At 39.3% G+C, this 20284-nt stretch carries 22 protein-coding genes; 13 read left to right on the forward strand and 9 right to left on the reverse strand.

Translation table 11 applies throughout. The features are described from left to right. Nucleotides 1-25: 25 nt before the first annotated feature. Nucleotides 26-532: a hypothetical protein gene (locus tag PBAL39_RS21220; protein WP_008245457.1), complete on the reverse strand. Its 507-nt coding sequence runs from the start codon at nucleotides 530-532 to the stop codon at nucleotides 26-28. After that, complete coding sequence (locus PBAL39_RS21225) at nucleotides 525-1424, reverse strand: LysR family transcriptional regulator (protein ID WP_008245460.1); 900 nt, start codon at nucleotides 1422-1424, stop codon at nucleotides 525-527. The genes PBAL39_RS21220 and PBAL39_RS21225 overlap by 8 nt, the downstream gene beginning before the upstream one ends. Before the next feature lie 144 nt (nucleotides 1425-1568). On the opposite strand from PBAL39_RS21225, the gene PBAL39_RS21230 reads away from it, so the two are divergent. The 5 genes from PBAL39_RS21230 (at nucleotide 1569) to PBAL39_RS21250 (ending at nucleotide 5937) form a co-directional block, all read left to right on the forward strand. Continuing rightward, nucleotides 1569-2657 carry a c-type cytochrome gene (locus PBAL39_RS21230; protein WP_008245462.1) on the forward strand — a complete coding sequence of 363 codons (1089 nt, stop codon included), beginning with the start codon at nucleotides 1569-1571 and terminating at the stop codon, nucleotides 2655-2657. A 19-nt stretch (nucleotides 2658-2676) separates the two neighbouring features. Next, complete coding sequence (locus tag PBAL39_RS21235; protein WP_008245470.1) at nucleotides 2677-3132, forward strand: DsrE family protein; 456 nt, start codon at nucleotides 2677-2679, stop codon at nucleotides 3130-3132. Nucleotides 3133-3151: 19 nt separating this feature from the next. Beyond that, nucleotides 3152-4072, forward strand: a complete 921-nt coding sequence (locus tag PBAL39_RS21240; protein WP_008245472.1) for a substrate-binding domain-containing protein — start codon at nucleotides 3152-3154, stop codon at nucleotides 4070-4072. An 11-nt stretch (nucleotides 4073-4083) separates the two neighbouring features. After that, nucleotides 4084-4833, forward strand: coding sequence for a substrate-binding domain-containing protein (locus tag PBAL39_RS21245; protein WP_008245473.1), 750 nt, complete (start codon nucleotides 4084-4086; stop codon nucleotides 4831-4833). A 117-nt stretch (nucleotides 4834-4950) separates the two neighbouring features. After that, entirely contained in the window at nucleotides 4951-5937 is a 987-nt protein-coding gene (locus tag PBAL39_RS21250) for a YeiH family protein (RefSeq protein ID WP_008245480.1), read from the forward strand. A 6-nt stretch (nucleotides 5938-5943) separates the two neighbouring features. Here the strand turns inward: PBAL39_RS21250 and PBAL39_RS21255 are convergent, their stop codons facing one another. From PBAL39_RS21255 to PBAL39_RS21280, 5 genes are all read right to left on the reverse strand, one after another. After that, nucleotides 5944-7335 carry a beta-propeller fold lactonase family protein gene (locus PBAL39_RS21255; protein ID WP_008245482.1) on the reverse strand — a complete coding sequence of 464 codons (1392 nt, stop codon included), beginning with the start codon at nucleotides 7333-7335 and terminating at the stop codon, nucleotides 5944-5946. Nucleotides 7336-7338: 3 nt separating this feature from the next. Continuing rightward, nucleotides 7339-7935, reverse strand: coding sequence for a DUF305 domain-containing protein (locus PBAL39_RS21260; RefSeq protein ID WP_008245485.1), 597 nt, complete (start codon nucleotides 7933-7935; stop codon nucleotides 7339-7341). A 92-nt stretch (nucleotides 7936-8027) separates the two neighbouring features. After that, the gene (locus PBAL39_RS21265; protein WP_008245487.1) at nucleotides 8028-9224 is read right to left on the reverse strand and encodes a sulfite oxidase; all 1197 of its coding nucleotides are present in this window, start codon (nucleotides 9222-9224) and stop codon (nucleotides 8028-8030) included. Nucleotides 9225-10668: 1444 nt separating this feature from the next. After that, nucleotides 10669-11061: a VOC family protein gene (locus PBAL39_RS21275; RefSeq protein ID WP_008245495.1), complete on the reverse strand. Its 393-nt coding sequence runs from the start codon at nucleotides 11059-11061 to the stop codon at nucleotides 10669-10671. 98 nt (nucleotides 11062-11159) lie between these two features. Further along, nucleotides 11160-11540, reverse strand: coding sequence for a helix-turn-helix transcriptional regulator (locus PBAL39_RS21280; protein ID WP_157274150.1), 381 nt, complete (start codon nucleotides 11538-11540; stop codon nucleotides 11160-11162). Between the two features lie 395 nt (nucleotides 11541-11935). On the opposite strand from PBAL39_RS21280, the gene PBAL39_RS21285 reads away from it, so the two are divergent. The 8 genes from PBAL39_RS21285 to PBAL39_RS21320 all read left to right on the forward strand — a co-directional run bounded on the left by PBAL39_RS21285 (nucleotide 11936) and on the right by PBAL39_RS21320 (nucleotide 16904). Further along, nucleotides 11936-12265: a helix-turn-helix transcriptional regulator gene (locus PBAL39_RS21285; RefSeq protein WP_008245497.1), complete on the forward strand. Its 330-nt coding sequence runs from the start codon at nucleotides 11936-11938 to the stop codon at nucleotides 12263-12265. A gap of 51 nt (nucleotides 12266-12316) precedes the next feature. After that, nucleotides 12317-12787: a DUF6428 family protein gene (locus tag PBAL39_RS21290; RefSeq protein ID WP_008245498.1), complete on the forward strand. Its 471-nt coding sequence runs from the start codon at nucleotides 12317-12319 to the stop codon at nucleotides 12785-12787. A gap of 11 nt (nucleotides 12788-12798) precedes the next feature. Then, nucleotides 12799-13284, forward strand: coding sequence for a GNAT family N-acetyltransferase (locus tag PBAL39_RS21295; protein WP_050784380.1), 486 nt, complete (start codon nucleotides 12799-12801; stop codon nucleotides 13282-13284). A gap of 5 nt (nucleotides 13285-13289) precedes the next feature. Next, nucleotides 13290-13715: an arsenate reductase ArsC gene (locus tag PBAL39_RS21300; RefSeq protein ID WP_008245500.1), complete on the forward strand. Its 426-nt coding sequence runs from the start codon at nucleotides 13290-13292 to the stop codon at nucleotides 13713-13715. Next, nucleotides 13715-14800, forward strand: a complete 1086-nt coding sequence (gene arsB / locus PBAL39_RS21305; RefSeq protein ID WP_008245501.1) for an ACR3 family arsenite efflux transporter — start codon at nucleotides 13715-13717, stop codon at nucleotides 14798-14800. Before PBAL39_RS21300 ends, arsB begins: the two co-directional genes overlap by 1 nt. Further along, nucleotides 14800-15570: a metallophosphoesterase gene (locus PBAL39_RS21310; protein ID WP_008245505.1), complete on the forward strand. Its 771-nt coding sequence runs from the start codon at nucleotides 14800-14802 to the stop codon at nucleotides 15568-15570. The genes arsB and PBAL39_RS21310 overlap by 1 nt, the downstream gene beginning before the upstream one ends. A 3-nt stretch (nucleotides 15571-15573) precedes the next feature. After that, nucleotides 15574-16311 carry a metallophosphoesterase gene (locus tag PBAL39_RS21315; protein ID WP_008245507.1) on the forward strand — a complete coding sequence of 246 codons (738 nt, stop codon included), beginning with the start codon at nucleotides 15574-15576 and terminating at the stop codon, nucleotides 16309-16311. Between the two features lie 257 nt (nucleotides 16312-16568). Next, nucleotides 16569-16904, forward strand: coding sequence for a PleD family two-component system response regulator (locus PBAL39_RS21320; protein WP_255348740.1), 336 nt, complete (start codon nucleotides 16569-16571; stop codon nucleotides 16902-16904). Between the two features lie 205 nt (nucleotides 16905-17109). Here PBAL39_RS21320 and PBAL39_RS21325 read toward each other — a convergent pair whose 3' ends face one another. Next, nucleotides 17110-17604, reverse strand: a complete 495-nt coding sequence (locus PBAL39_RS21325) for a DUF305 domain-containing protein (protein ID WP_008245511.1) — start codon at nucleotides 17602-17604, stop codon at nucleotides 17110-17112. A 130-nt stretch (nucleotides 17605-17734) separates the two neighbouring features. Beyond that, entirely contained in the window at nucleotides 17735-20278 is a 2544-nt protein-coding gene (locus tag PBAL39_RS21330; protein WP_039867355.1) for a heavy metal translocating P-type ATPase, read from the reverse strand. Nucleotides 20279-20284: the final 6 nt, after the last annotated feature.

Consider the following 20284-nt stretch of genomic DNA (forward strand, 5'->3'; position numbering starts at 1 on the left):
TATATTACAGCAATATATTTGCATGTTATGTCAATATCGATGCCAGTTTGGAGATGATAACCCTGGTATCCCGGATGCAAGTAAGCCTGTTTGATTCAGTGCCGGCAGGATAGCAGGTAACTGCAATTTCTTCGATAAACGATAAGCCTGATAGGTCAATAGATTCTTTAACCTCTTGTTCAATGCTTTTCATTAGGATCATGATTAATCGGGGTTGATATGTTCTGATTTTATGAGCTAATTGCTCTATTCCCCCCTGCCTCTGGTTTTTTCTGATTTTAACTGACGATTTATCAATAGGTGTACAAGTTAGATGTTCCAAAAAGCATCCCGTGCCTTTAAAGAACTGCAAAAAATCTTCTACAGATTTAAAATCGCCAAATACCTCACTAAATGCAAGATAAATTGTTCGAAACAGATTAGTATTTCCCAGGTAAAAATGTTTATCGTCACCTCCAGGAGCTTCAGAAACAAAGAGCAGCAGCACTTTAGCTGGCTGATATTTCCTCGAAATTTCGGTAACACTATACATTGTAGTTGTAGCTTTTAGCGAAGCGCATAAATAGTTCCGCCAGAGCGTCCGGCTGACCATGAAGCTGAATGAAATGAAACGGCCTTTCGATAACCATATCCTTGATATCTATGATGCGGCATTCATTATTCTTGAGCTCTTTCAATATGGAGTGGATAGATAAAAAAGCCAGGCATTTGCTGTGAATCAAATAGGATTTAATGCTTTCGGTACTACCTAACTGCATTTCTATATTTAAGTCCCCCACCTTTATCCGGTGTGCTTTTAAAGCATATGCAATAACATCTAGTGTACCAGAACCAGGTTCACGAAGTAATAAATCATAATCCTTCAACTCATTCGGTTTGATTATTTCCTTTTTCATGGCATAATTGTGACCAGAACACACCAACACCAGCTCATCTTTTAGATATTGTTCGTATTTAATCTGTGGGTTCCGGGAGATGCCTTCAATGATTCCAAAATCTATTTCCTTAGCAATCAAACGCTGCTCTACATCTTCTGTATTTCCGGTAACCAGTTGGATTTGTATATCCTTAAACTTATTGTGAAACTGTGCCAATACAGGTGGAATGATATATTGTGCCACAGTACTGCTGGCACCAATCCTCAATATTCCTTTATGCTGTTTAGTAAGTAGATTCATATCATATTCCAGTTCCCGGTAGGTTCCAAAAATCTGTTCTGCGTAATGCAACAATAATTCGCCGGCTGGGGTGAGGCTGATTTTTTTGTTTCCACTGCGTTCAAATAATGACATTTTGAACTCCTGCTCTAATTCTTTAATGTGTTTGGTTACAGCAGGCTGACTGATAAATAACTCTGCCGAGGCCTTTGTAAAATTCAGCCTTTTAGCGACAGCATAAAATACTTGCAAACGGAAATCTATCATACACGGTTTTAGTAGATAAGCTAAGATACAAACAATTTGTTTCAACAGGTACTGACATCATAACCTTATGTTATCATCAATAACTTTTTATGCTTTTTCTGATGCGTAGAATAAATGCACATTTGTAACAGAAAAACATTGGTTATGAATAAGGAATCAAAAGAAAAAGAAATCAGACAAGCACTTATATATACAGCCAGGACAACGGCTATCATTGCGATTCTATTTGTTGCTTGTGGAACTATTTTCATCTGCACTTTATTCTTTAATGGGCAGCCAGATGTAGAATTGACAGCAAAAACCAAACAGGATGTGGAAACCGGTATAGCTGCTGTTAAAGTCAAAAGCCAGGTTGTACCTGCTGATGCCTGGAAAGCGCCTGATGAAAATACGATTCCGGCGGACACCAAGTACGGCCAGATGATTAGGTATGGCAAAGAATTAATAGCACATACGAGCAAATATTTTGGGCCAAATGGATCCATAGCCCGTATTACAAATGGTATGAACTGTCAGAATTGTCACCTCGAGGGTGGAACCAAACTGTTCGGAAATAATTATGCTGGTTTTATTTCCAGTTTTCCTAAAATGAGTGGCAGATCAGGAAAGGTTGAACCTGCATCGGCACGTATTGCAGAGTGCTTCAATCGAAGTCTTGCAGGCAAAGTACCAGACGAATCTAGTAAAGAGATACAGGCAATGCTGGCTTATATGAAATGGCTTGGAACTGGTGTAAAAAAAGGGGAGAAAGTATTTGGAACGGGAACCGAAAAATTAAAATACCTGGATAGGGCAGCGAATGTCAAACATGGAGCGATTTTATATACCAGTAAATGTCAAAGTTGTCATGGTGCAAAGGGTGAGGGAATACTCGATGAAGACAAACTAACTTATGTTTATCCGCCATTATGGGGCAAACACAGCTACAATGATGGCGCAGGGATGTATAGACTCAGTAACTTTGCGGGGTTCGTAAAGAACAATATGCCATATGGCGCCAGATATGGAGATGCGCAGTTAAGTGATGAGGAGGCCTGGGATCTCGCTGCTTTTGTGAACTCACAGCCAAGACCACATAAAGATCAAAGAAAAGATTACCCTGATTTGTTAAAAAAACCTTTTGATGCGCCATACGGACCATATGCCGACAAATTTTCTGAAAATCAGCATAAATATGGTCCATTTGCACCAATTGTAACCTCCGAAAAACAAGTAAAATTAACAACTAAATAAATTATCAAAATCTAAAATCATGAAAAAAATAACCTTAATCTGTACATTATTTTTGCTGATCGCAGCAACCTCGGCCACTTTTGCCCAAGCTACACCTGCTAATTTTACAGGGGCAAAAGCCACCCTGAAAAATTATAAGGCACTGTATGTAATCAATAACGGTGATGAGAAAAAGATTGCAGGAACACTTCGAAACCTAAAAAATGCACTCGACGATCCCAGGTTAAAAGGGAAAATCAATGCAGAACTTATTGCCTTTGGAGATGGCGTAGCTGTTTACCAGAAGAACGGATCTTTTGAAAAAACATTATTAGAACTGCAGTCCAGAGGAGTAATTCTTGCACAATGCGAAAATACCGTCAGAGAAAGAAAGATCGAAAAAAATACCTTATTTGATTTTATCAGTTATGTACCCAGCGGCAATGGTGAAATCATCATCCGTCAATATCAGGGATGGGCAGTTGTACATCCTTAAACCAAATAATTAGAAAATCATGAAATATATAAATCACACCTTTTTAGCCACAGTTGCATTTTTATTGCTTTGTGGAAATGTTAAGGCCCAGGATCATCGCTTTGATCCGCCCTGGAATACTCCACCTGAAAGTAAAGTTCAGTTCACAGTACCTGGAGTAGACAATGTGCCTGATCTTTTTGGAGACATTAATGATCCCCAACTGGTGGTTTTCTTTGCCGGTAACCAGTTTATGTGCATTGACGAATTAATTGCAGCCTTTAAAAAGTCATATCCACATTATCAGCGGGTATTTGCCGAAACGCTTCCCCCAGGCATTTTAGCCCAACAAATAAAAACCGGTAGCATTGTGGTGGGCAACATGAGAATTACCTTAAAGCCGGATGTTTATACAGCTGGTAAGAACCGGATAGACATGACCCCTGAATGGTTTAGCAAAACGACTTTATATGCTAGAAACAGGTTGGCAATCATGGTTCAAAAGGGAAATCCGAAGGCATTGAAGTCACTCAAAGATTTAGCAGATAAAGAGCTGAGGATCAGTATGCCAAATCCAGAAAATGAAGGGATTGGTAAACGTATTGAAGAAGCCTATCTGAAAGCTGGAGGAGAAACATTAAAATCTACCATCATGGAAGATAAAGTTAAAGATAAGACTACTTATCTTACCATGATCCATCATCGCCAATCACCAATGAGGATCCTATACAATGAAAGTGACGCCGCTCCAGTATGGTATACTGAGGCCTACTATCAGAAAATGATTGGCCATCCTGTTGAGCTCATTGAAATTCCTGAAAAAGAGAATATCCATGCGCAATATATAGCGGGACAGTTAAAAGATGCGCCACATCCGGCCGCTGCAAAAGATTTTATGGATTTTTTGATCAGTCCGCAGGCTGCTGCCATCTACAAAAAGTTTGGTTTTGATTTACCTTAAACATAAACACAATGAAAAATATATTTTTAACCATATTGTCAGTCGTTGCTGTAGTGACCATTGGGAATGCACAAATCCCAAACGATACTTTATATGTCTATGGTCCCGGTGGGCCGCTCGGACCGATCAATGAATGTGCGAAGGTTTTTGGAAAGCAGCATGATATCGTAATTAAAGTCACTGCCGGGCCAGATAATGAATGGATGCCGGATGCAATGAAACATGCAGATCTGTTCTTTGGAGGAGCAGAATACATGCTTTCAAAATTCATGTCTGACCACCCAAACATGATAGTGGCGAACTCTCGGACAGAGTTATATAAACGTGCGGCAGCGATCCTGGTACGGCCCGGCAATCCTAAAAACATCAAAAATCTGGGCGATCTCTGTAAACCAGGTGTGAAAATTCTTGATGTGAATGGGGCTGGGCAAATGGGGCTTTGGGAAGATTTGGCAGGTCGACAAGATCTGATTGCAAACATACAGCAGCGTATAGCAGGTACATTTGCAAATTCGGCATTGGGTATTGCTGCATGGAAAAATGATCCTCAATATGATGCCTGGATAACATTTGGCTCCTGGCATAACCGTTTACCAGACCTCACCTCAATGGTTAGGATTCCTGTTACACAAACAGTCTATAGAGGTACACCTGTAGTGAGGGGTAGCACTGGTACGCATAAGTCGGAAACTGAGGATTTTATCAAGTTTATGCAATCCGATAAAGGACATCTCATTTTCAAAAAATGGGGTTGGGAATAAATAATGTCTAAAAACTTATCTTCTATAACATGAAGTTATGGAAGATAAGTTTTAATGATTTGATCGGGGTTTATTAGTTATGGATCTTTGAATTAGAAAATAAAGACAATCAAAATTATGACACAAATCAAAGACAATTCAAATTCTTCTAAAATAAAGGCGGGTAACCTGCTAAACTTAAATTTAAACACCCGTAAAATTATCTTCATCCTGGCAGTTTTGCTGTGCCTCTTTCCATTTATGTCGCCTCCTTTAGCCTTATTGCTAGGATTAGTATTGGCGCAACTAATGGAACATCCCTATCTGCATTTAAATCACAAGGCCACAAACCTGCTGCTAAAAATTTCTGTTGTCGGGCTAGGATTTGGAATGAATGTATTCAGTGCAATGAAAGCAGGAAAAGAAGGCGTACTGTTTACCGTAGTTTCTATTTTCGGAGTGCTTATCATTGGTTTTATCCTGGGAAAAGTATTTAAAATAGAACGTAAAACATCTTTTTTGATATCAGCTGGAACGGCGATCTGTGGTGGAAGTGCTATTGCTGCATTGTCGCCTGTAATGAACGCAGAAGAAAAACAGATCTCCGTTGCAATGGGTACTGTTTTTATACTCAACTCGGTGGCCTTATTTCTTTTCCCCGCTATCGGACATGCGCTTAACTTGTCACAGTCACAATTTGGTATGTGGTGTGCCATTGCTATTCACGATACCAGTTCTGTTGTTGGGGCAGCCAGTAAATATGGTGAACAAGCACTACAGATAGCCACAACTGTTAAGTTAGCCAGAGCACTATGGATTGTTCCCGTAGCGTTTGGTACATCTTTCCTGTTCAAAAGCAACAATAGCAAAGTTAGTATACCCTATTTTATAGGGCTATTTATCCTGGCAATGATCGCCAACACCTACTTACCTTTTATTAAGCCTTTTGCGCCCTACTTTGTAGCATTAGCAAAAGCAGGCTTAACTTTAACCTTGTTCCTGATAGGAAGCGGACTCTCATTTACTATCTTGAAAGCAGTGGGGATAATGCCACTGTTACAAGGCGTAATTTTATGGATAGTAATTTCAAGTGCTGCATTATGGGCAGTTATATCTTTGGTTTAAAATACATTAGTTACTGATCATCACCAGCTTTTTTGAAAGATCATCAATAAGAACCACATGTTTATAATCGGCGCCACCTGTTCCTACACTCTTAATTATCCCCGAGGATTGACCGCTAAAAGCTCCTTTTTCATCGGTCTTAAAAGAATTGATGACATAATCTGCGTTAAACGTATCATTTGAGGAGTTGGTTAACGCTAAAGTATACGAAGTATTTGGCTCGAGTTTTTTAAAGTCCTGTTGGACAAGATCAGTCAAGCCTACGCTTCTTACGTTTAGCATGCCTGATGACATTGAATTATCCTTATTCATCAATTTAATCACCTGACTTTTGTCTGCAAGATTAAGCGGGGTTAAATTTTCTTTTGAGGCATTTGCAGGGCTGGCATTAGCGGCGTACAACAATGCTTGCGGACATTGTCCAATAGCAATGGTTTTTACAACGGCCATTTTTACCAGATCAACCACTTGTACCTGGTCATCATTTTCTAATCCGACATATGCAAATTTACCATCTGCCGAAGTCCAGACGCCATGTGGCAATGATCCTGTCGCAACGCTATCAGTAAGCTTGAAATCTTGTGAAACACTAAATACTTTTAAGCTGTTTTCTCCGCCAATGGTTGCCAGCATCACAGGTGAATCATTAACTAAAGTAAAAGTGACATGGTTGGTAATTGGACCTGTATTTACTACTGTATGTATCGTATTTGTCTCCGTGCTGATGACAGTGATCTTCCCTACATCCTTATGTGTCAATGCAATCCATTTCCCATCAGGACTACAGAATATATTTGGAGAAAATGGACTAACTACTGGAATACGCTTTACAATAGCATAAGAAGTTGCATTCACTACATCCACTTCTGCAGTAAAGCTGGAACAAATATAAGCCCATTTTCCATCTGGAGTAAAAGCAACCATTCCCGGGCCGTCGGCTACTGGGATTTGCTTGATTTCAATCAGTTTATTTGCATCAATTACGCTGATATACGATTCTCCTCTTACCGATATCCATGCCTGTGATCCTGAAGGGTTAAAGGTTGCCTCATGCGGTGAACGTCCGATATAAACAGTTTTTAAAACTTTATTTTTTGCTGTTGAAATAAAGGTTACTGAATTTGATCCAATGGAAACCGCTGCTAGTAATTGCCTTTTAGGGGAATAACCCAGGCCATGAACCAGGGCCTGTCCCTTATATAGAGGACTTAAGATATCAGGTTGGGGTTTACCAAGAACAATATTTCCTAATAGCGTTTGTGTTGAGGGATCTAAGACAGAAACCGTATTAGATATCTGATTGCCTGTATAAACCCTGTCTTGGGCATAGATTGATTGTGCTTTTGATTGTAGGACAAAACTGGATATAAATAGCGTAAACAAGGATATCTTTTTCATATGTTAATGGGAGTTTGTAAATGTCTTCATTTGTTGGATTTCTATCTGTTCATCTGAGATAATATTCTCGGCCAGTCTTTTTACATTTTTATTTTTTCCATACCGCAACTCAACTTTAGCCATGTCGATGGCAGCCTGATGGTGAGGAAGCATTATTTTTGCAAAGGACAGATCAGTATCCGTCAATTGTTTTTCTTCAGGCATTTGTTCCATCATCACTTTCATCATCTTCTGGTTAGCGTTTTGATGTTGGTTGCCTGTAGCGATAAATCCTTCAGGATGGCTGAGCAGGAGTTGCATTTGCTGAATCTGGGTTTGTTGCTCAGCTTTGATACTTTTAGCCAGCTGAATCATTTCTTTATTTTTTCCGGTCTTAATCTCTTCTTCTGCCATATCAATAGCACCCTGGTGATGTGGGATCATCATTTGTATGAAATCTCTGTCTGCAGATGTGGTAGCTGATATTTCATCCATCTTCATCATCATATGGGCCATTTGCCCAAGGAAGATATTTTTTTTAGTTGCCATTTGCATGTGTTCATGTTGTGCTCGTGCAGAGAAACTAGCAAATAGTAAAAGTATAGACGTGAATCTGATCATGGTTTGATGTAGAATATTAAATGTGATAAACTGTTTATGCCAAACAAGCCTTATGCGATAACCGCAAGATCCTGAAATTTGTTCTTATTGAGCTATATTACATCTACATCAATTGGCGAGATAAAATTAACCATGTAAGTTCTTCTGTCTAAATCATGCTCCATGGGTTGCGTTTTGCCATTTTGATCTGTCGCTCTAGCCATTAAACTATATCTTCCAGTCTTAGCAGGAACCACCCATTCAAATTCAAATAGCTGCCAGGCGAAAGGGATAGCAGGACCAATTAATTTTGCTGGTTGCCATGAATTTCCTTTATCCGTGCTTATTTCTACTTTCGATAGGTTACTATCACCTGACCATCCTGCACCCCTTACTTGATAAGGTTTTCCAGCCGGCACCGCTTCAAACAATACCGGCCTTGATATTTCAGACTTAACCAATGTAGTGGTTACGGGCGTCAAGGTAGGTAGTCCTTCAACACGCTTCCAGTAAGCATATTCAATCGTCTGCCAATAGCCATCAAACGGCTTTTCAGATGCAGTAATTTTCATCAGCCATTTCACAGATGCCATACCATACCATCCTGGAATAATTGCCCTTGCCGGGAAACCATGTTCAGCACTCAATGGTTTTCCATTCATTTCATAGGCGATGATGATGTGATCCTGCATTGCTATATTTAACGGAATGCTTCGGGCGAATTTGATTTTTCCTGGTGATTTCGGCTCTTCTGTAATCATCCCCTCATCATTCCCTTCCAAAATAATGTCTACCGTACCCACCTTTATGCCAGCCTTCTTTAACAATACGGATAAAGGTACTCCTGTCCATTCAGCATTGCTGATCCCACCTTGTTCCCATCCTAAACCCTTCACTTTTGGGGCGAGGTTAGCACGTCCGTTTCCGGCACATTCTATAGTAGCCATTACCTTTTTTGCAGGAAGCTTTTTAAGTTCGCTCAGATTGATCTTTATGACATGATTGGTGTTGCCGCCAATCTCTAATTCCCAATTTGTAGCATCAATATTGGGAATATTAAAATGACTCCTGATGAAGAACTGGTTATTTGGAGTAATCCTGTTTTTTAACGTAGGAAATGGAAACTCCATATTTAATGGCTTTTTCTCTCGCGTAATAAGTCCTGGAAAGTCATTGTCTTCTCTGGTTTGTTGAATCTCCTTCGCCGAAGCCCAGGATGGTATTGTTGCGCCAGCTATCACCGGGATAATTCCAGTAACAAAATTACGTCTGTTTAACGTGTAGTTTTGTGATGTTTTGTCGTTTTTCATTTCAATAAATGTAGGTGATTACAATATAGCCAAAAATCTCTCATAGGATAACTTGTATTCTTCCTTTTTCTTGATGGTTGAAAGGAAACAACTGTAGACTTTACTTCATCGCTGGCCTGCTAGAAAAGACACAATAGTTCTATAACTGTTTATCAAATACTCATCTCAATTTCTATCAAAAAACGGTCGTTTTTTGAGGTAATCTTGCATTTCTTCTAATTTTCATTGCCGAATAAAGGATCGTTTATTGCGTACTTTACAACTCATGAATGAAAGGGTTTCCATAGCGAAATTAAAATCAGAAGATTTTATAATAATCTTGGCGAGTATTAAAAGTTGATGAAAGATTTGATGTTTTTGATCTGGTCATTGACAGAATTAGTCAACGGCAAGTATTGAGTTTTTGAAAACTGACTTCTGACTGATCGTTTTGAAAGAATAAGGTTCGCCCAAATTTTCACTAGTTGGACAACTCCAAACAAACACTATAAAAAAGGCGTTGTACGTTTAAAGATTTTGACATGAACATTATTTGGGCAATTATATTTATAGCAGGCGGATTCTATTTGAGATTCCAGATAAACAAACGACAGTTTAACCGACGAAACGTGGCCGGGGTTGAAGAATTTAAATCATACGGGAATGCGTATACCACTCAAATTATCGAAAAGGTGGGCAGATATGTTGGTGTTTTCCTTATAATCATTGGAATATTTATGGCAATTTCTTTTTTCCTTAGACCTTCAAGTGGGATTCATGATACTAACAATAAGGTTGAACAGCATAGAGTGCAGTAAATACAGTACTAGCAATATGTAAGATTTATATGATTCGCTTTGGAATTAAATTTTCCGTTGAAAGAAGTATATCACACTTCATACAATAATTTGCACATTCAAACGCTTAATATATGAGAGCGTTAATTTAGATAAGGCCCGTTGATTTTTAATCAAGGGGCTTTTCTTTTTCTCCAATTAAAAATATAGTGAAGTTACTCTCCAAAAGGATCAATAAGTGGTAGTAAGTCAGACTCCGAAATAAAAGAGAGGTTTGGATAATTACATTAGCTGCCCTTTACGTTTTGCGAACCGGTACCCCAGTCGAGCTTTTCCTTGACTGTTTGTTGCCGAAATTGTAACTGTATTCAAGCGCCATGCTACGGGTATCACTATAATAATTATCCTTTATGCGTAGTGTGCCAAGCATATATTTAAACCGGTACTTATTGCTTCGAAATCAAACCTGCGCAGATAAGGTGATTACAAAAGGACCGGGCGTCTTTCGTAGGCGCACGGGAGATGTTAACTCATTTTAAATATTATTACAGAGGATCCCAATGCGATTTGATGCATGCATATGTAATTGCGTCTGGGTGTACCACATCTAGTAAATAAAATAAATATTGATTAAAGCGCGCTCCGCATGTCCGCAACATCAAGTAATTCTAAATATTTCTCTCAATCAGGTCCCATAAATTACCATATAAATCTTTAAATACTGCAACTGTTCCATATGCTTCAACAATTGGCTCACGCACAAACGCAACGCCATTAGCTAACATTGTATTGTACGTTTCAACAAAGTTATCCGTATCAAGAAATAGAAAAACTCTTCCACCACTCTGATTACCTACACTTGAATCTTGCTGTTCATTGACTGCTTTGGCTAGAAGAAGACAGCATCCCGAGGAACCAGGAGGCTGGACTAATACCCATCTTTTCAAATCTGAAAGGCGTGTATCTTCAATGACTTTAAATCTTAACTTATTAACGTAAAAGTCGATGGCTTCGTCGTAATCTTTAACTAAAAGTGCGATATGAATTATAGATTGTTTCAACTGATTTTTCTGGTAAAGTACGGAATAATTTAAACCGATAGTAGTACAGGATCTAAATCATAAGCATTATCCGTTTAACCGTGAAATAATGATAATGGTCACAACATAATATTTAGCTTTTCCAGTATTGCTTTATGAGGTTGGTTTTCCTCTAATTCCCAGCTACAAACTGTAGCTCCGTCAACTCCAAGAATTTTCCCCAGTTGTTTTTGGCTAAGCCCACGAATGTGCCTATGTGCTTTTAGTTTTCCTGAAAGAGTGGTCAAATCAACCTCAAATGGCATATAACCCAAAAATTTTATAATATGCGGAAAAAATTGAATTTGAGGAATACTCCTGTTTTTTTCCCAATTTGTGATGCAATCTTCAGTAACACCGCAAATGCTTGCCACTTCTTTTTGAAGTAGCTTTAGTTCCATTCTTCTCTTTCTTATATGATCACCTATAGATGCTGGATTTTCAGGATAGGAAATAGGCATTGGTTTTCCGGTTTGGCTTTCAAAACGCAAACAAGGCAACGCAGGAATGTCGAAGTGGCTACCTTACGTTGCCTTGTTTGCGAATGGTTTCTTTAATTGTGGTTATTCTGAGACAACAATTAACAGGCGTTGTTCTGTAACGCAAATTATTATAAACTCATCATCAAAAACTAAAATTTTGATTTGAATAATGGAATGAGCTTATGGTATTCAACTAAAAGAAAAAGGATATGCGAGAGTTAATGGGGATGGGTCTAATTTGTAAAGCGTACTGGTATTTGATCCAGTTTAATTATTGAGAAACGAGGATTTGATGATGGATTTTGACTAGTTAAGAATTATAACCAAAATAAATTTGTATCATACAATACTTAATCGTAATATTGCAATATATTATGGGACTTACAAGAACAGAGATATTCAGCATCGAACAAAATCAATTGGCAACGTTATTAAAAGCGCTGGCTCATCCTGCCCGCATCGCAATCTTGCAAAGGATTCTTGCATCTAATACTTGCATTTGTGGCGATCTGGTAGATGAACTTGGTCTTGCTCAGGCGACAATTTCCCAGCATCTAAAAGAACTTAAAAATGCAGAAATCATCCAGGGTACAATTGAAGGTGTGAGTGTTTGTTACTGTATCAATCCGGTAACATGGAAATTAATAGAAAATCAAATGGGTGCATTTTTAGGCGCTTACAAACAAGAGGCTAACTGCTGTTAGCTTTTTTTTGATTAAATCAATCGTTAAATTGCAATATTAAATTATATCATTATGAAACTATCAGAAATTAAAGAAATCCTGGCTAAAAGAGAAAGTGTTAATTTCCAATTAGAGAATGGTCAAGTTGTGCCTGAGCACTTTCATGTTACAGAAGTGGGTGTGATCACAAAAGATTTTATAGACTGCGGAGGCACTGTACGCCATGAAAAAGTAGCAAATTTTCAGCTTTGGGATGCAAATGATTTTGAGCACCGTTTAAAAGCAGGAAAATTATTGAACATCATTTCCTTATCAGAGCAGGTTATCGGCATGGAAGACCTTGATATAGAAGTAGAATACCAATCTGAAACCATTGGAAAGTATGACCTGGCTTTTGATGGGGATAACTTTATTTTAACCTCTAAAACGACTGCTTGCCTGGCAATGGACAAATGCGGCATTCCGGAAAAGAAAGAAAAACTTGAAATGGTAAACCTAACGGGTGCTGCAAATGCATGTACTCCAGGTGGTGGCTGTTGCTAAAATAAATGAACATGGGGATTAGAATTTTAGTTCCTTCAGATTGGGAGCAGGTTAAATTAATTTATGAAAAGGGCATTGCAACGGGCAATGCCACTTTTCAAACTACTGCCCCATCTTTTGAGGAATGGGACAATTCACATTTAATAAACTGTCGCTTTGTTGATGACCAGGATGGCACTGTTCGTGGATGGGCAGCTTTAACCCCTGTTTCTTCCAGATGTGTTTATGCCGGAGTTGCAGAAGTCAGTGTTTATGTTGATCCGGCATTCAGTGGAAAAGGCATAGGATCTGATCTGCTTAATCTTTTGGTCAGACAAAGTGAACAAGAAGGGATCTGGACTTTGCAGGCCGGAATATTTCCGGAAAATGCGGCAAGCTTAAAAATCCATGAAAAAGCTGGTTTTCGAATCCTTGGCGTCAGGGAAAAGATTGGAAAGCAACTTGGCCTCTGGCGAGATACTGTGTTATTAGAAAGAAGAAGTCAAACTATAATTTAAAAAAATTGAAAAACATATTAGTCCTATGTACTGGTAATAGCTGCAGAAGCCAGCTTGCTGAAGGTTACCTGCGTAATTATGCAGAAGGTAAAGCCAATATTTATAGTGCAGGAATAGAAACCCATGGCGTAAACCCAAAAGCGGTGCAGGTGATGGCAGAAGACCACATTGACATTTCAGCTCATACCTCCAACCATGTAGATGAATACCTGTCTATTTCTTTTGATGCAGTGATTACAGTATGCGATAAAGCAAATGAGGCCTGTCCTTATTTTCCTGGCAAGGTGGAGCGCTTTCATCAGAACTTTCCGGATCCTGCAAAAGCGACTGGAACAGCCGAAGAAGTCATGGAAGAATTCCGAAGGGTAAGAGATCTGATTAAAGTTTACTCTGCTGATTTTGTGAGCAAACATATAAACCAAAAAATATAATGAGTGCAAATAACTTTGCCCCTGTGGCCGAACGAAAAAAATTAGGTTTCCTTGACCGGTACCTGACCTTATGGATTTTTATTGCCATGGCCCTTGGTGTTAGTATTGGTTATTTCGTGCCTTCATCATCCGGCTTTATCAATTCCTTTTCCAGCGGTACCACAAATATTCCTTTAGCCATTGGACTGATCCTGATGATGTATCCTCCGCTTGCAAAGGTGAGTTATGAAAAAATGGGTAAAGTGTTCAAAGACACAAAAGTATTGAGCGTTTCGCTGATACTGAACTGGGTAGTTGGCCCATTGTTAATGTTCTTTTTGGCTATCATTTTTTTAAGAGATTATCCGGAATATATGGTGGGGTTGATTTTGATTGGGCTGGCCAGGTGTATTGCTATGGTGGTGGTCTGGAATGAACTTGCCGAAGGAAACCGGGAATATGCAGCGGGGCTGATTGCGTTGAACAGCATTTTCCAGGTCTTGTTTTACAGTGTATTTGCCTATATTTTTATTACAGTATTGCCTCCCTATTTTGGGCTAAAAGGGTTGGAAGTCAATATTACCATTGGCGAAATCGCTAAAAGTGTTGCAATTTATTTAGGGCTGCCTTTTGCGCTTGGAATTATTTCAAGATATGCGCTGATCAGTCTTAAGGGAAAAGAATGGTTTGACAATGTCTTTGTGCCCATGATCTCTCCCATTACCCTGATTGCTTTACTCTTCACTATCGTGATCATGTTCAGTTTAAAAGGAGAGTTAATTGTACAAATTCCTATGGATGTGGTAAGAATTGCTATTCCACTGGTCATTTATTTTTCCATCATGTTCGTCATGAGTTTTTTTGCAGGACGTTATTTTGGCGCAGATTATTCCAAGAGTGCTTCTATCGCCTTTACTGCAACTGGAAACAATTTTGAATTGGCCATTGCAGTAGCCATTGGCGTATTTGGAATTAATTCAGGTCAGGCCTTTGCCGGAGTTATCGGCCCTTTGGTTGAAGTTCCTGCATTAATTGCCCTGGTAAACCTTGCTTTTTACTTCAGAAAAAAATACTATCCTTCAGAAACCTTAAACACGATACAATAATGAGAATTGCACTTTTTTCCGATATCCATGCAAATCTTCCTGCCCTGGAAGGCTTTTTTAAAGACGTTGAAACCAGAAACACTGATGCCATTTATTGCCTTGGAGATTTAGTAGGATATAACATTTGGCCAAATGAAGTAATTGATGAAATTCGCAAACGAGGTATACCAACTATCGCTGGAAATTATGACTGGGGCATCGGCCGATCAAGTGATGATTGCGGTTGTGCCTATAAAACCGACGAAGAAAAAGCACTAGGTAAGGTGTCTATCTCCTACACCAATGAAGTGGTAAAAGATGAGCAGCGTGCTTATTTAAGAACTCTTCCTGCTCACATTAGACTGGAATACCAGTTGAACCACGATAAACGCAATATCCTTCTCGTTCATGGTAGCCCCCGTAAGGTGAATGAATACCTTTTTGAAGACCGTGATGAAAAAAGCATGCTCCGTATCATGGAACAAGCAGATGCAGATATTATGTGTTTTGGCCATACCCATAAGCCTTATCACCGGATTTTAAATTCAGGTAAAGACGGCAACGATCATTTTCGCCATGCCATCAATATTGGCTCAGTAGGTAAACCAAAAGACAGCGACCCAAGGGGTGGTTATGGTATTTTAACCATCAACCCTAATAGTACAGTAACCGACAAAGAAAGCATTAAAGTGGAGTTTATTCGCTTTGAGTATGATATAGAAAAGGCAGCTAAAGCGGTAGAGGATAGTCCACTTCCGAATGAATACGCTGATATGTTAAGAGTAGGATAGAATATGAAAATTGCACTTTTTTCAGATATACACGCCAACCTTCCAGCCTTTAGTGCCATGCTGGAAGACATGGACGAGCAGGCCCCTGATGCTGTATATTGCCTTGGCGACCTAGTGGGTTACAATGTATGGCCAAATGAAGTCATTGCTGAAATTCGTCGGCGGGGCGTTGTTACCCTTGCAGGAAACCACGACTTAAAAGTAGAAAACCTGATCAGTACTCCTGAAAACTTAATTGAGCCTGGTAAAAAGTATGCTTACCACTTAGTTGAACATCATCACCGGGAATATTTATTGGCACTTCCAGCACACATCAAACTGGAATTTAAACATGGACATGAAAAACTAAACATCGTAATGGCCCATGGCAGTACCCGGAGCGTAGATGAATATACTTTGTTTGACACCGAAGAAAAACAGGTGCTAGAAATGATGGAAGAAGCAAATGCAGACCTTTTATTTGTCGGCCATTCCCATAAGCCCTATCATCGGATCCTGGAAAGCAATGCCGGTGTTTTTAAACATGTGATCAACTTAGGATCGGTTGGGAAACCAAAGGATGGGGATGCACGGGCTTGTTATGTCATGCTGACCTTAGATAAAAGTAGTTCGGTTTTAGATCCGGAAAGTGTTAAAGTAGAATTTAGAAGAGTTGCTTATGATCTTGACATTGCCGCTCGGGGAATACTAGAAAGTCCCTTACCAGATGAATTTGCGCAAGGATTATTTGAAGCTAAGTAACGAGTAACATCACTACGCTACTTATCATAAAAAGGTGGAATAATGGAGTGTATAAGTTTGGACAAGCCAGATTTGACGCACACACTGAATTTCTCTTTTTGCCGTCAAGCTTTTATTCAGGTAGATCGTAAGGACCTTTTTTTAAAAGAGGAAATAATGATAATCTAGTAACATAAATATTATGCTCTATTTCTCGATTTATAGTCGCTTTTTATTTTATTTGTTCTCAAATCAATATGTCTTAAAATATTCTGTTAATCGATAAAGATCCGGCGATTATTGATGTGATCTCAATAATGCTAAAAGAAGAAGGCTATAATGTTTTGATATCTCAAAAACCATTTAGACTTGAGGAGGTAAAGGAACATACGCCAGCGCTTATTTTATTACATCATGGATTAAGTAATGATGGATCAATTATCTGCCAATCAATAAAAAATTGTCCTGAAACAAAGGACATTCCAATTATTATGAGTTCCACTCGGCCAGACCTACCAATTTTAGCTGAAATAAATTTTGCTAATGCATATATTCAAAAACCATTTAACATAGATGAATTTTTGGATTTAATCAAACTATCACTAAACTCCTAAACTTATATACATCCCTTAACCTTAGGGAAATAGGTTGTTTGGTAATAATCTTGTCTAAAAAGCCAGCTAAATAAAATGACTCCCTGTATATCTGGTAACGGGCAAGTAACTGTCCACCACAAATGAGAAAGGCAAAGTTCTTACCCTAAACTTTTCCCTGCTCACGGTCTGCAATTTTTTCCCCAATTGAACTCTACAGGGTAACTTATTTTTCTAACTCTTTTAATTTGGCTTTCATTTGTACGATTTCCTCCTCCTGTGATTTAATAATCTGCTCCGACAGTTTCTTTAGTTCGGGGTCTTTGATATTAGCATTCTTGCTGGTCATAATTGCAGAAGAGTGATGGGGTATCATTCCCTTCATATATTGAATATCGCCTACAAATATTTGTTGTCTTAAAAAGGTCAGGGCAGTAATAAATACAATAATGGCCGATGCTAAAATAGCCTTGTTTAATCTTTTATTTGGGTACATCTTACCCATCATAGGCAGCATCACCAAAGCCATGGACGATATCATGAGAATAGACATATAAGTCCTTGTAACACTTAGATAAATATGGTTTGCCTGGTCAACGTTTAAGAACATTATGCCATACATCAGGATAAAAGAAATGGAAAGCATCAGAAGAAATTTCTTATATGGATTATCACCTTGGTTCATTTTTTCATGTTCATTGTTTTGATTTTCGTTTTTCATGACTTTTAATTTTTAGTATTGAATCTGTTAATTAATTGGTATAGATTAATTTCTATAAGTCCGGCTCTTGATCGGCTTCTTTGAATATGACCGTGATTATAAAACTGCTGTCTTTTCAATATTTCTTAAGTTAATCCAGTTTTACGGCTCGCAACCTTAATGAGTTTAGGATAACGGATACTGAACTAAAACTCATAGCCAGTGCCGCAATCATAGGAGATAGCAAGATTCCAAAAAATGGATACAAAACACCTGCTGCAATGGGGATTCCCAGCGCATTATAGCCCAAGGCAAAAAATAGGTTTCCTCTAATATTTGCCATTACCTTATGGCTCAATAGTCTTGCTTTAGCAATCCCGTTAAGGTCGCCTTTTACCAAAGTTATGTCAGCACTTTCAATGGCTACGTCCGTCCCTGTACCCATCGCTATTCCTATATCTGCCTGCGACAATGCTGGGGCATCATTTATACCATCGCCAGCCATAGCTACTTTTTTCCCTTCTTGCTGTAAACGTTTAATTTCGTTCAATTTATCTTCCGGCAACATCTGGGCTTTATATCCATCTAGGCTTAAGGTCGCACTTACTGCCTTTGCAGTATCTTCATTGTCTCCCGTAAACATGAATACCTGTAAGCCTTCCTTTTGTAATTTCATAATGGCTTCTTTACTCGATTCCTTGATTTTATCAGAAATGACCACAAACCCAATAGTATGCTCACCTAAGGCTAAATAAGAAACCGTTTTACCTAGTTTCTGCTCTGCCTTAACTTGTTCCATTAGTCCGGGTGCAATTGCGGCATGAACCTGTTCCATTAATTTCTCATTGCCAAGAGCCAGGTTTTCGTTTTCAAAAATTCCAACAACCCCTTTCCCGGTAACAGCTTCAAAATGTTCAATAGGTAATCGATTTATGTTCTTTTCTTCTCCATAGCGTAAGGTAGCCTGAGCAAGCGGATGTTCGCTACTGCTGTTTAAGGAAATAATCTTTTGGAGAATATCTGTTTCAGTAAACTTAGGATCTGCACTGACCACCTTTTCAACTGAAGGTTTACCTTCGGTAACCGTACCGGTCTTATCAATCACCACAATATCAATGGCATTCAGTTTTTCCAGGGACTCGGCATTTTTAATCAGTACGCCTGACTTTGCACCTTTTCCGACGCCCACCATTACCGACATTGGCGTAGCAAGGCCTAGTGCACACGGACAGGCAATGATGAGCACCGCGATTGCATTTACAAATGCATACACATAAGAAGGCTCCGGACCATATATTGCCCAAACGACAAAGGTCGCCACTGCAATAAATACAACAACAGGGACAAAGTATCCAGATATCTTATCGGCTAACTTTTGAATGGGCGCTTTTGAACGGCTAGCTGAATTTACCATATCAATGATCTGGGAAAGCAAGGTTTCTGATCCCACTTTTTCAGCCACCATTGTAAACGTTTTATTTCCATTGATCGTTCCTGAACTTACCTGATCACCTGGCTTTTTATCTACAGGAATAGGTTCCCCGGAAATCATGGATTCATCAATATTGACTTCTCCCATCTTGATGCTTCCGTCAACAGGCACTTTTTCGCCTGGCTTTACCCGAAGCAAGTCTCCTTTTTGAATGTCATCAATGGCCACCGTTTCTTCCTTTTCACCTACGATCCTGGTCGCCTGGTTCGGTGCCAATTTCAACAGTTCCCTGATGGCACTGTTTGTTTTGCCATGTGCCCTTGCCTCTAAAAGCTGTCCCAGCAGTACCAGCGTTAAAATGACTGCTGCTGCTTCAAAATACACATATACGGTGCCTGAATGGGTCTTGAACTGATCTGGGAAAATGCCTGGTGACAATAAGGCTAGTAAACTAAAAAGCCAGGCTACCCCTGCCCCGATTCCTATTAAGGTAAACATATTCAGGTTCCAGGTTACCACTGACCGCCACGCCCTTTCAAAAAACATCCAGGTTGCGTAAAATACGACCGAGATTGATAAAGCAAATTGCACCCAGTTCCAGTACTTAAGTTCCATTAATTTAAACAAGGGATTACCCGGGATCATCTCTGACATCGAAATTAAAAAGATGGGCACGGTAAAAATGGCTGCTATCTTAAATTTCCGCAGTAACCGATCATAAGTTTTGTCATCTTCCTCATTAGAGTCATTCCCTGCAATTTGCACAAGATCCATTCCGCAGATCGGACAAGCGCCAGGCTGGTCACGAATGATCTCCGGGTGCATAGGACATGAATATTGCGTAGTTTGTTTTAAGACAGGCTGCCTCACCAAATCCATTCCGCAGACGGGGCAATCACCAGGTTTATCATAAGTTTTCTCTCCCTGACAATGCATCGGGCAGTAATACTTTCCTGACCCTGGTTTTGCTGTTTTCCCCTTTTGATCAGCTGCCGCAAGATCGACTTTTATAGAAGAGGCTGCGCTGTGATCATGCGCCTTCGCTATCTGATGATCCCCTGGCAGTAAGATTTTATAATCTCCGGCATTAGATAAGGCTTGCTGCAAGATTTCTACAGGCACATGCTTTTCAATGGTCACGGTTGCCTCAGGCGGCATTAAGGTAACTACTGCAGAAACACCTTCGATTCCATTTAGCGCTTGTGCTACTTTTTTGCTGCAGCCCCGGCAGCTCATTCCACTTATTTGATAGGTATGCTTCATAATGCT

Source organism: Pedobacter sp. BAL39 (assembly GCF_000170795.1).
GTDB lineage: Bacteria > Bacteroidota > Bacteroidia > Sphingobacteriales > Sphingobacteriaceae > Pedobacter.

Excerpts from the sequence above, each read along its gene's own strand:
- PBAL39_RS21220 (WP_008245457.1), bottom strand. The coding sequence starts at position 532 with ATGTATAGTGTTACCGAAATTTCGAGGAAATATCAGCCAGCTAAAGTG.
- PBAL39_RS21225 (WP_008245460.1), bottom strand. The coding sequence starts at position 1,424 with ATGATAGATTTCCGTTTGCAAGTATTTTATGCTGTCGCTAAAAGGCTG.
- PBAL39_RS21230 (WP_008245462.1), top strand. The coding sequence starts at position 1,569 with ATGAATAAGGAATCAAAAGAAAAAGAAATCAGACAAGCACTTATATAT.
- PBAL39_RS21235 (WP_008245470.1), top strand. The coding sequence starts at position 2,677 with ATGAAAAAAATAACCTTAATCTGTACATTATTTTTGCTGATCGCAGCA.
- PBAL39_RS21240 (WP_008245472.1), top strand. The coding sequence starts at position 3,152 with ATGAAATATATAAATCACACCTTTTTAGCCACAGTTGCATTTTTATTG.
- PBAL39_RS21245 (WP_008245473.1), top strand. The coding sequence starts at position 4,084 with ATGAAAAATATATTTTTAACCATATTGTCAGTCGTTGCTGTAGTGACC.
- PBAL39_RS21250 (WP_008245480.1), top strand. The coding sequence starts at position 4,951 with ATGACACAAATCAAAGACAATTCAAATTCTTCTAAAATAAAGGCGGGT.
- PBAL39_RS21255 (WP_008245482.1), bottom strand. The coding sequence starts at position 7,335 with ATGAAAAAGATATCCTTGTTTACGCTATTTATATCCAGTTTTGTCCTA.
- PBAL39_RS21260 (WP_008245485.1), bottom strand. The coding sequence starts at position 7,935 with ATGATCAGATTCACGTCTATACTTTTACTATTTGCTAGTTTCTCTGCA.
- PBAL39_RS21265 (WP_008245487.1), bottom strand. The coding sequence starts at position 9,224 with ATGAAAAACGACAAAACATCACAAAACTACACGTTAAACAGACGTAAT.
- PBAL39_RS21280 (WP_157274150.1), bottom strand. The coding sequence starts at position 11,540 with ATGCCTATTTCCTATCCTGAAAATCCAGCATCTATAGGTGATCATATA.
- PBAL39_RS21285 (WP_008245497.1), top strand. The coding sequence starts at position 11,936 with ATGGGACTTACAAGAACAGAGATATTCAGCATCGAACAAAATCAATTG.
- PBAL39_RS21290 (WP_008245498.1), top strand. The coding sequence starts at position 12,317 with ATGAAACTATCAGAAATTAAAGAAATCCTGGCTAAAAGAGAAAGTGTT.
- PBAL39_RS21295 (WP_050784380.1), top strand. The coding sequence starts at position 12,799 with ATGGGGATTAGAATTTTAGTTCCTTCAGATTGGGAGCAGGTTAAATTA.
- arsB (WP_008245501.1), top strand. The coding sequence starts at position 13,715 with ATGAGTGCAAATAACTTTGCCCCTGTGGCCGAACGAAAAAAATTAGGT.
- PBAL39_RS21310 (WP_008245505.1), top strand. The coding sequence starts at position 14,800 with ATGAGAATTGCACTTTTTTCCGATATCCATGCAAATCTTCCTGCCCTG.
- PBAL39_RS21315 (WP_008245507.1), top strand. The coding sequence starts at position 15,574 with ATGAAAATTGCACTTTTTTCAGATATACACGCCAACCTTCCAGCCTTT.
- PBAL39_RS21325 (WP_008245511.1), bottom strand. The coding sequence starts at position 17,604 with ATGAAAAACGAAAATCAAAACAATGAACATGAAAAAATGAACCAAGGT.
- PBAL39_RS21330 (WP_039867355.1), bottom strand. The coding sequence starts at position 20,278 with ATGAAGCATACCTATCAAATAAGTGGAATGAGCTGCCGGGGCTGCAGC.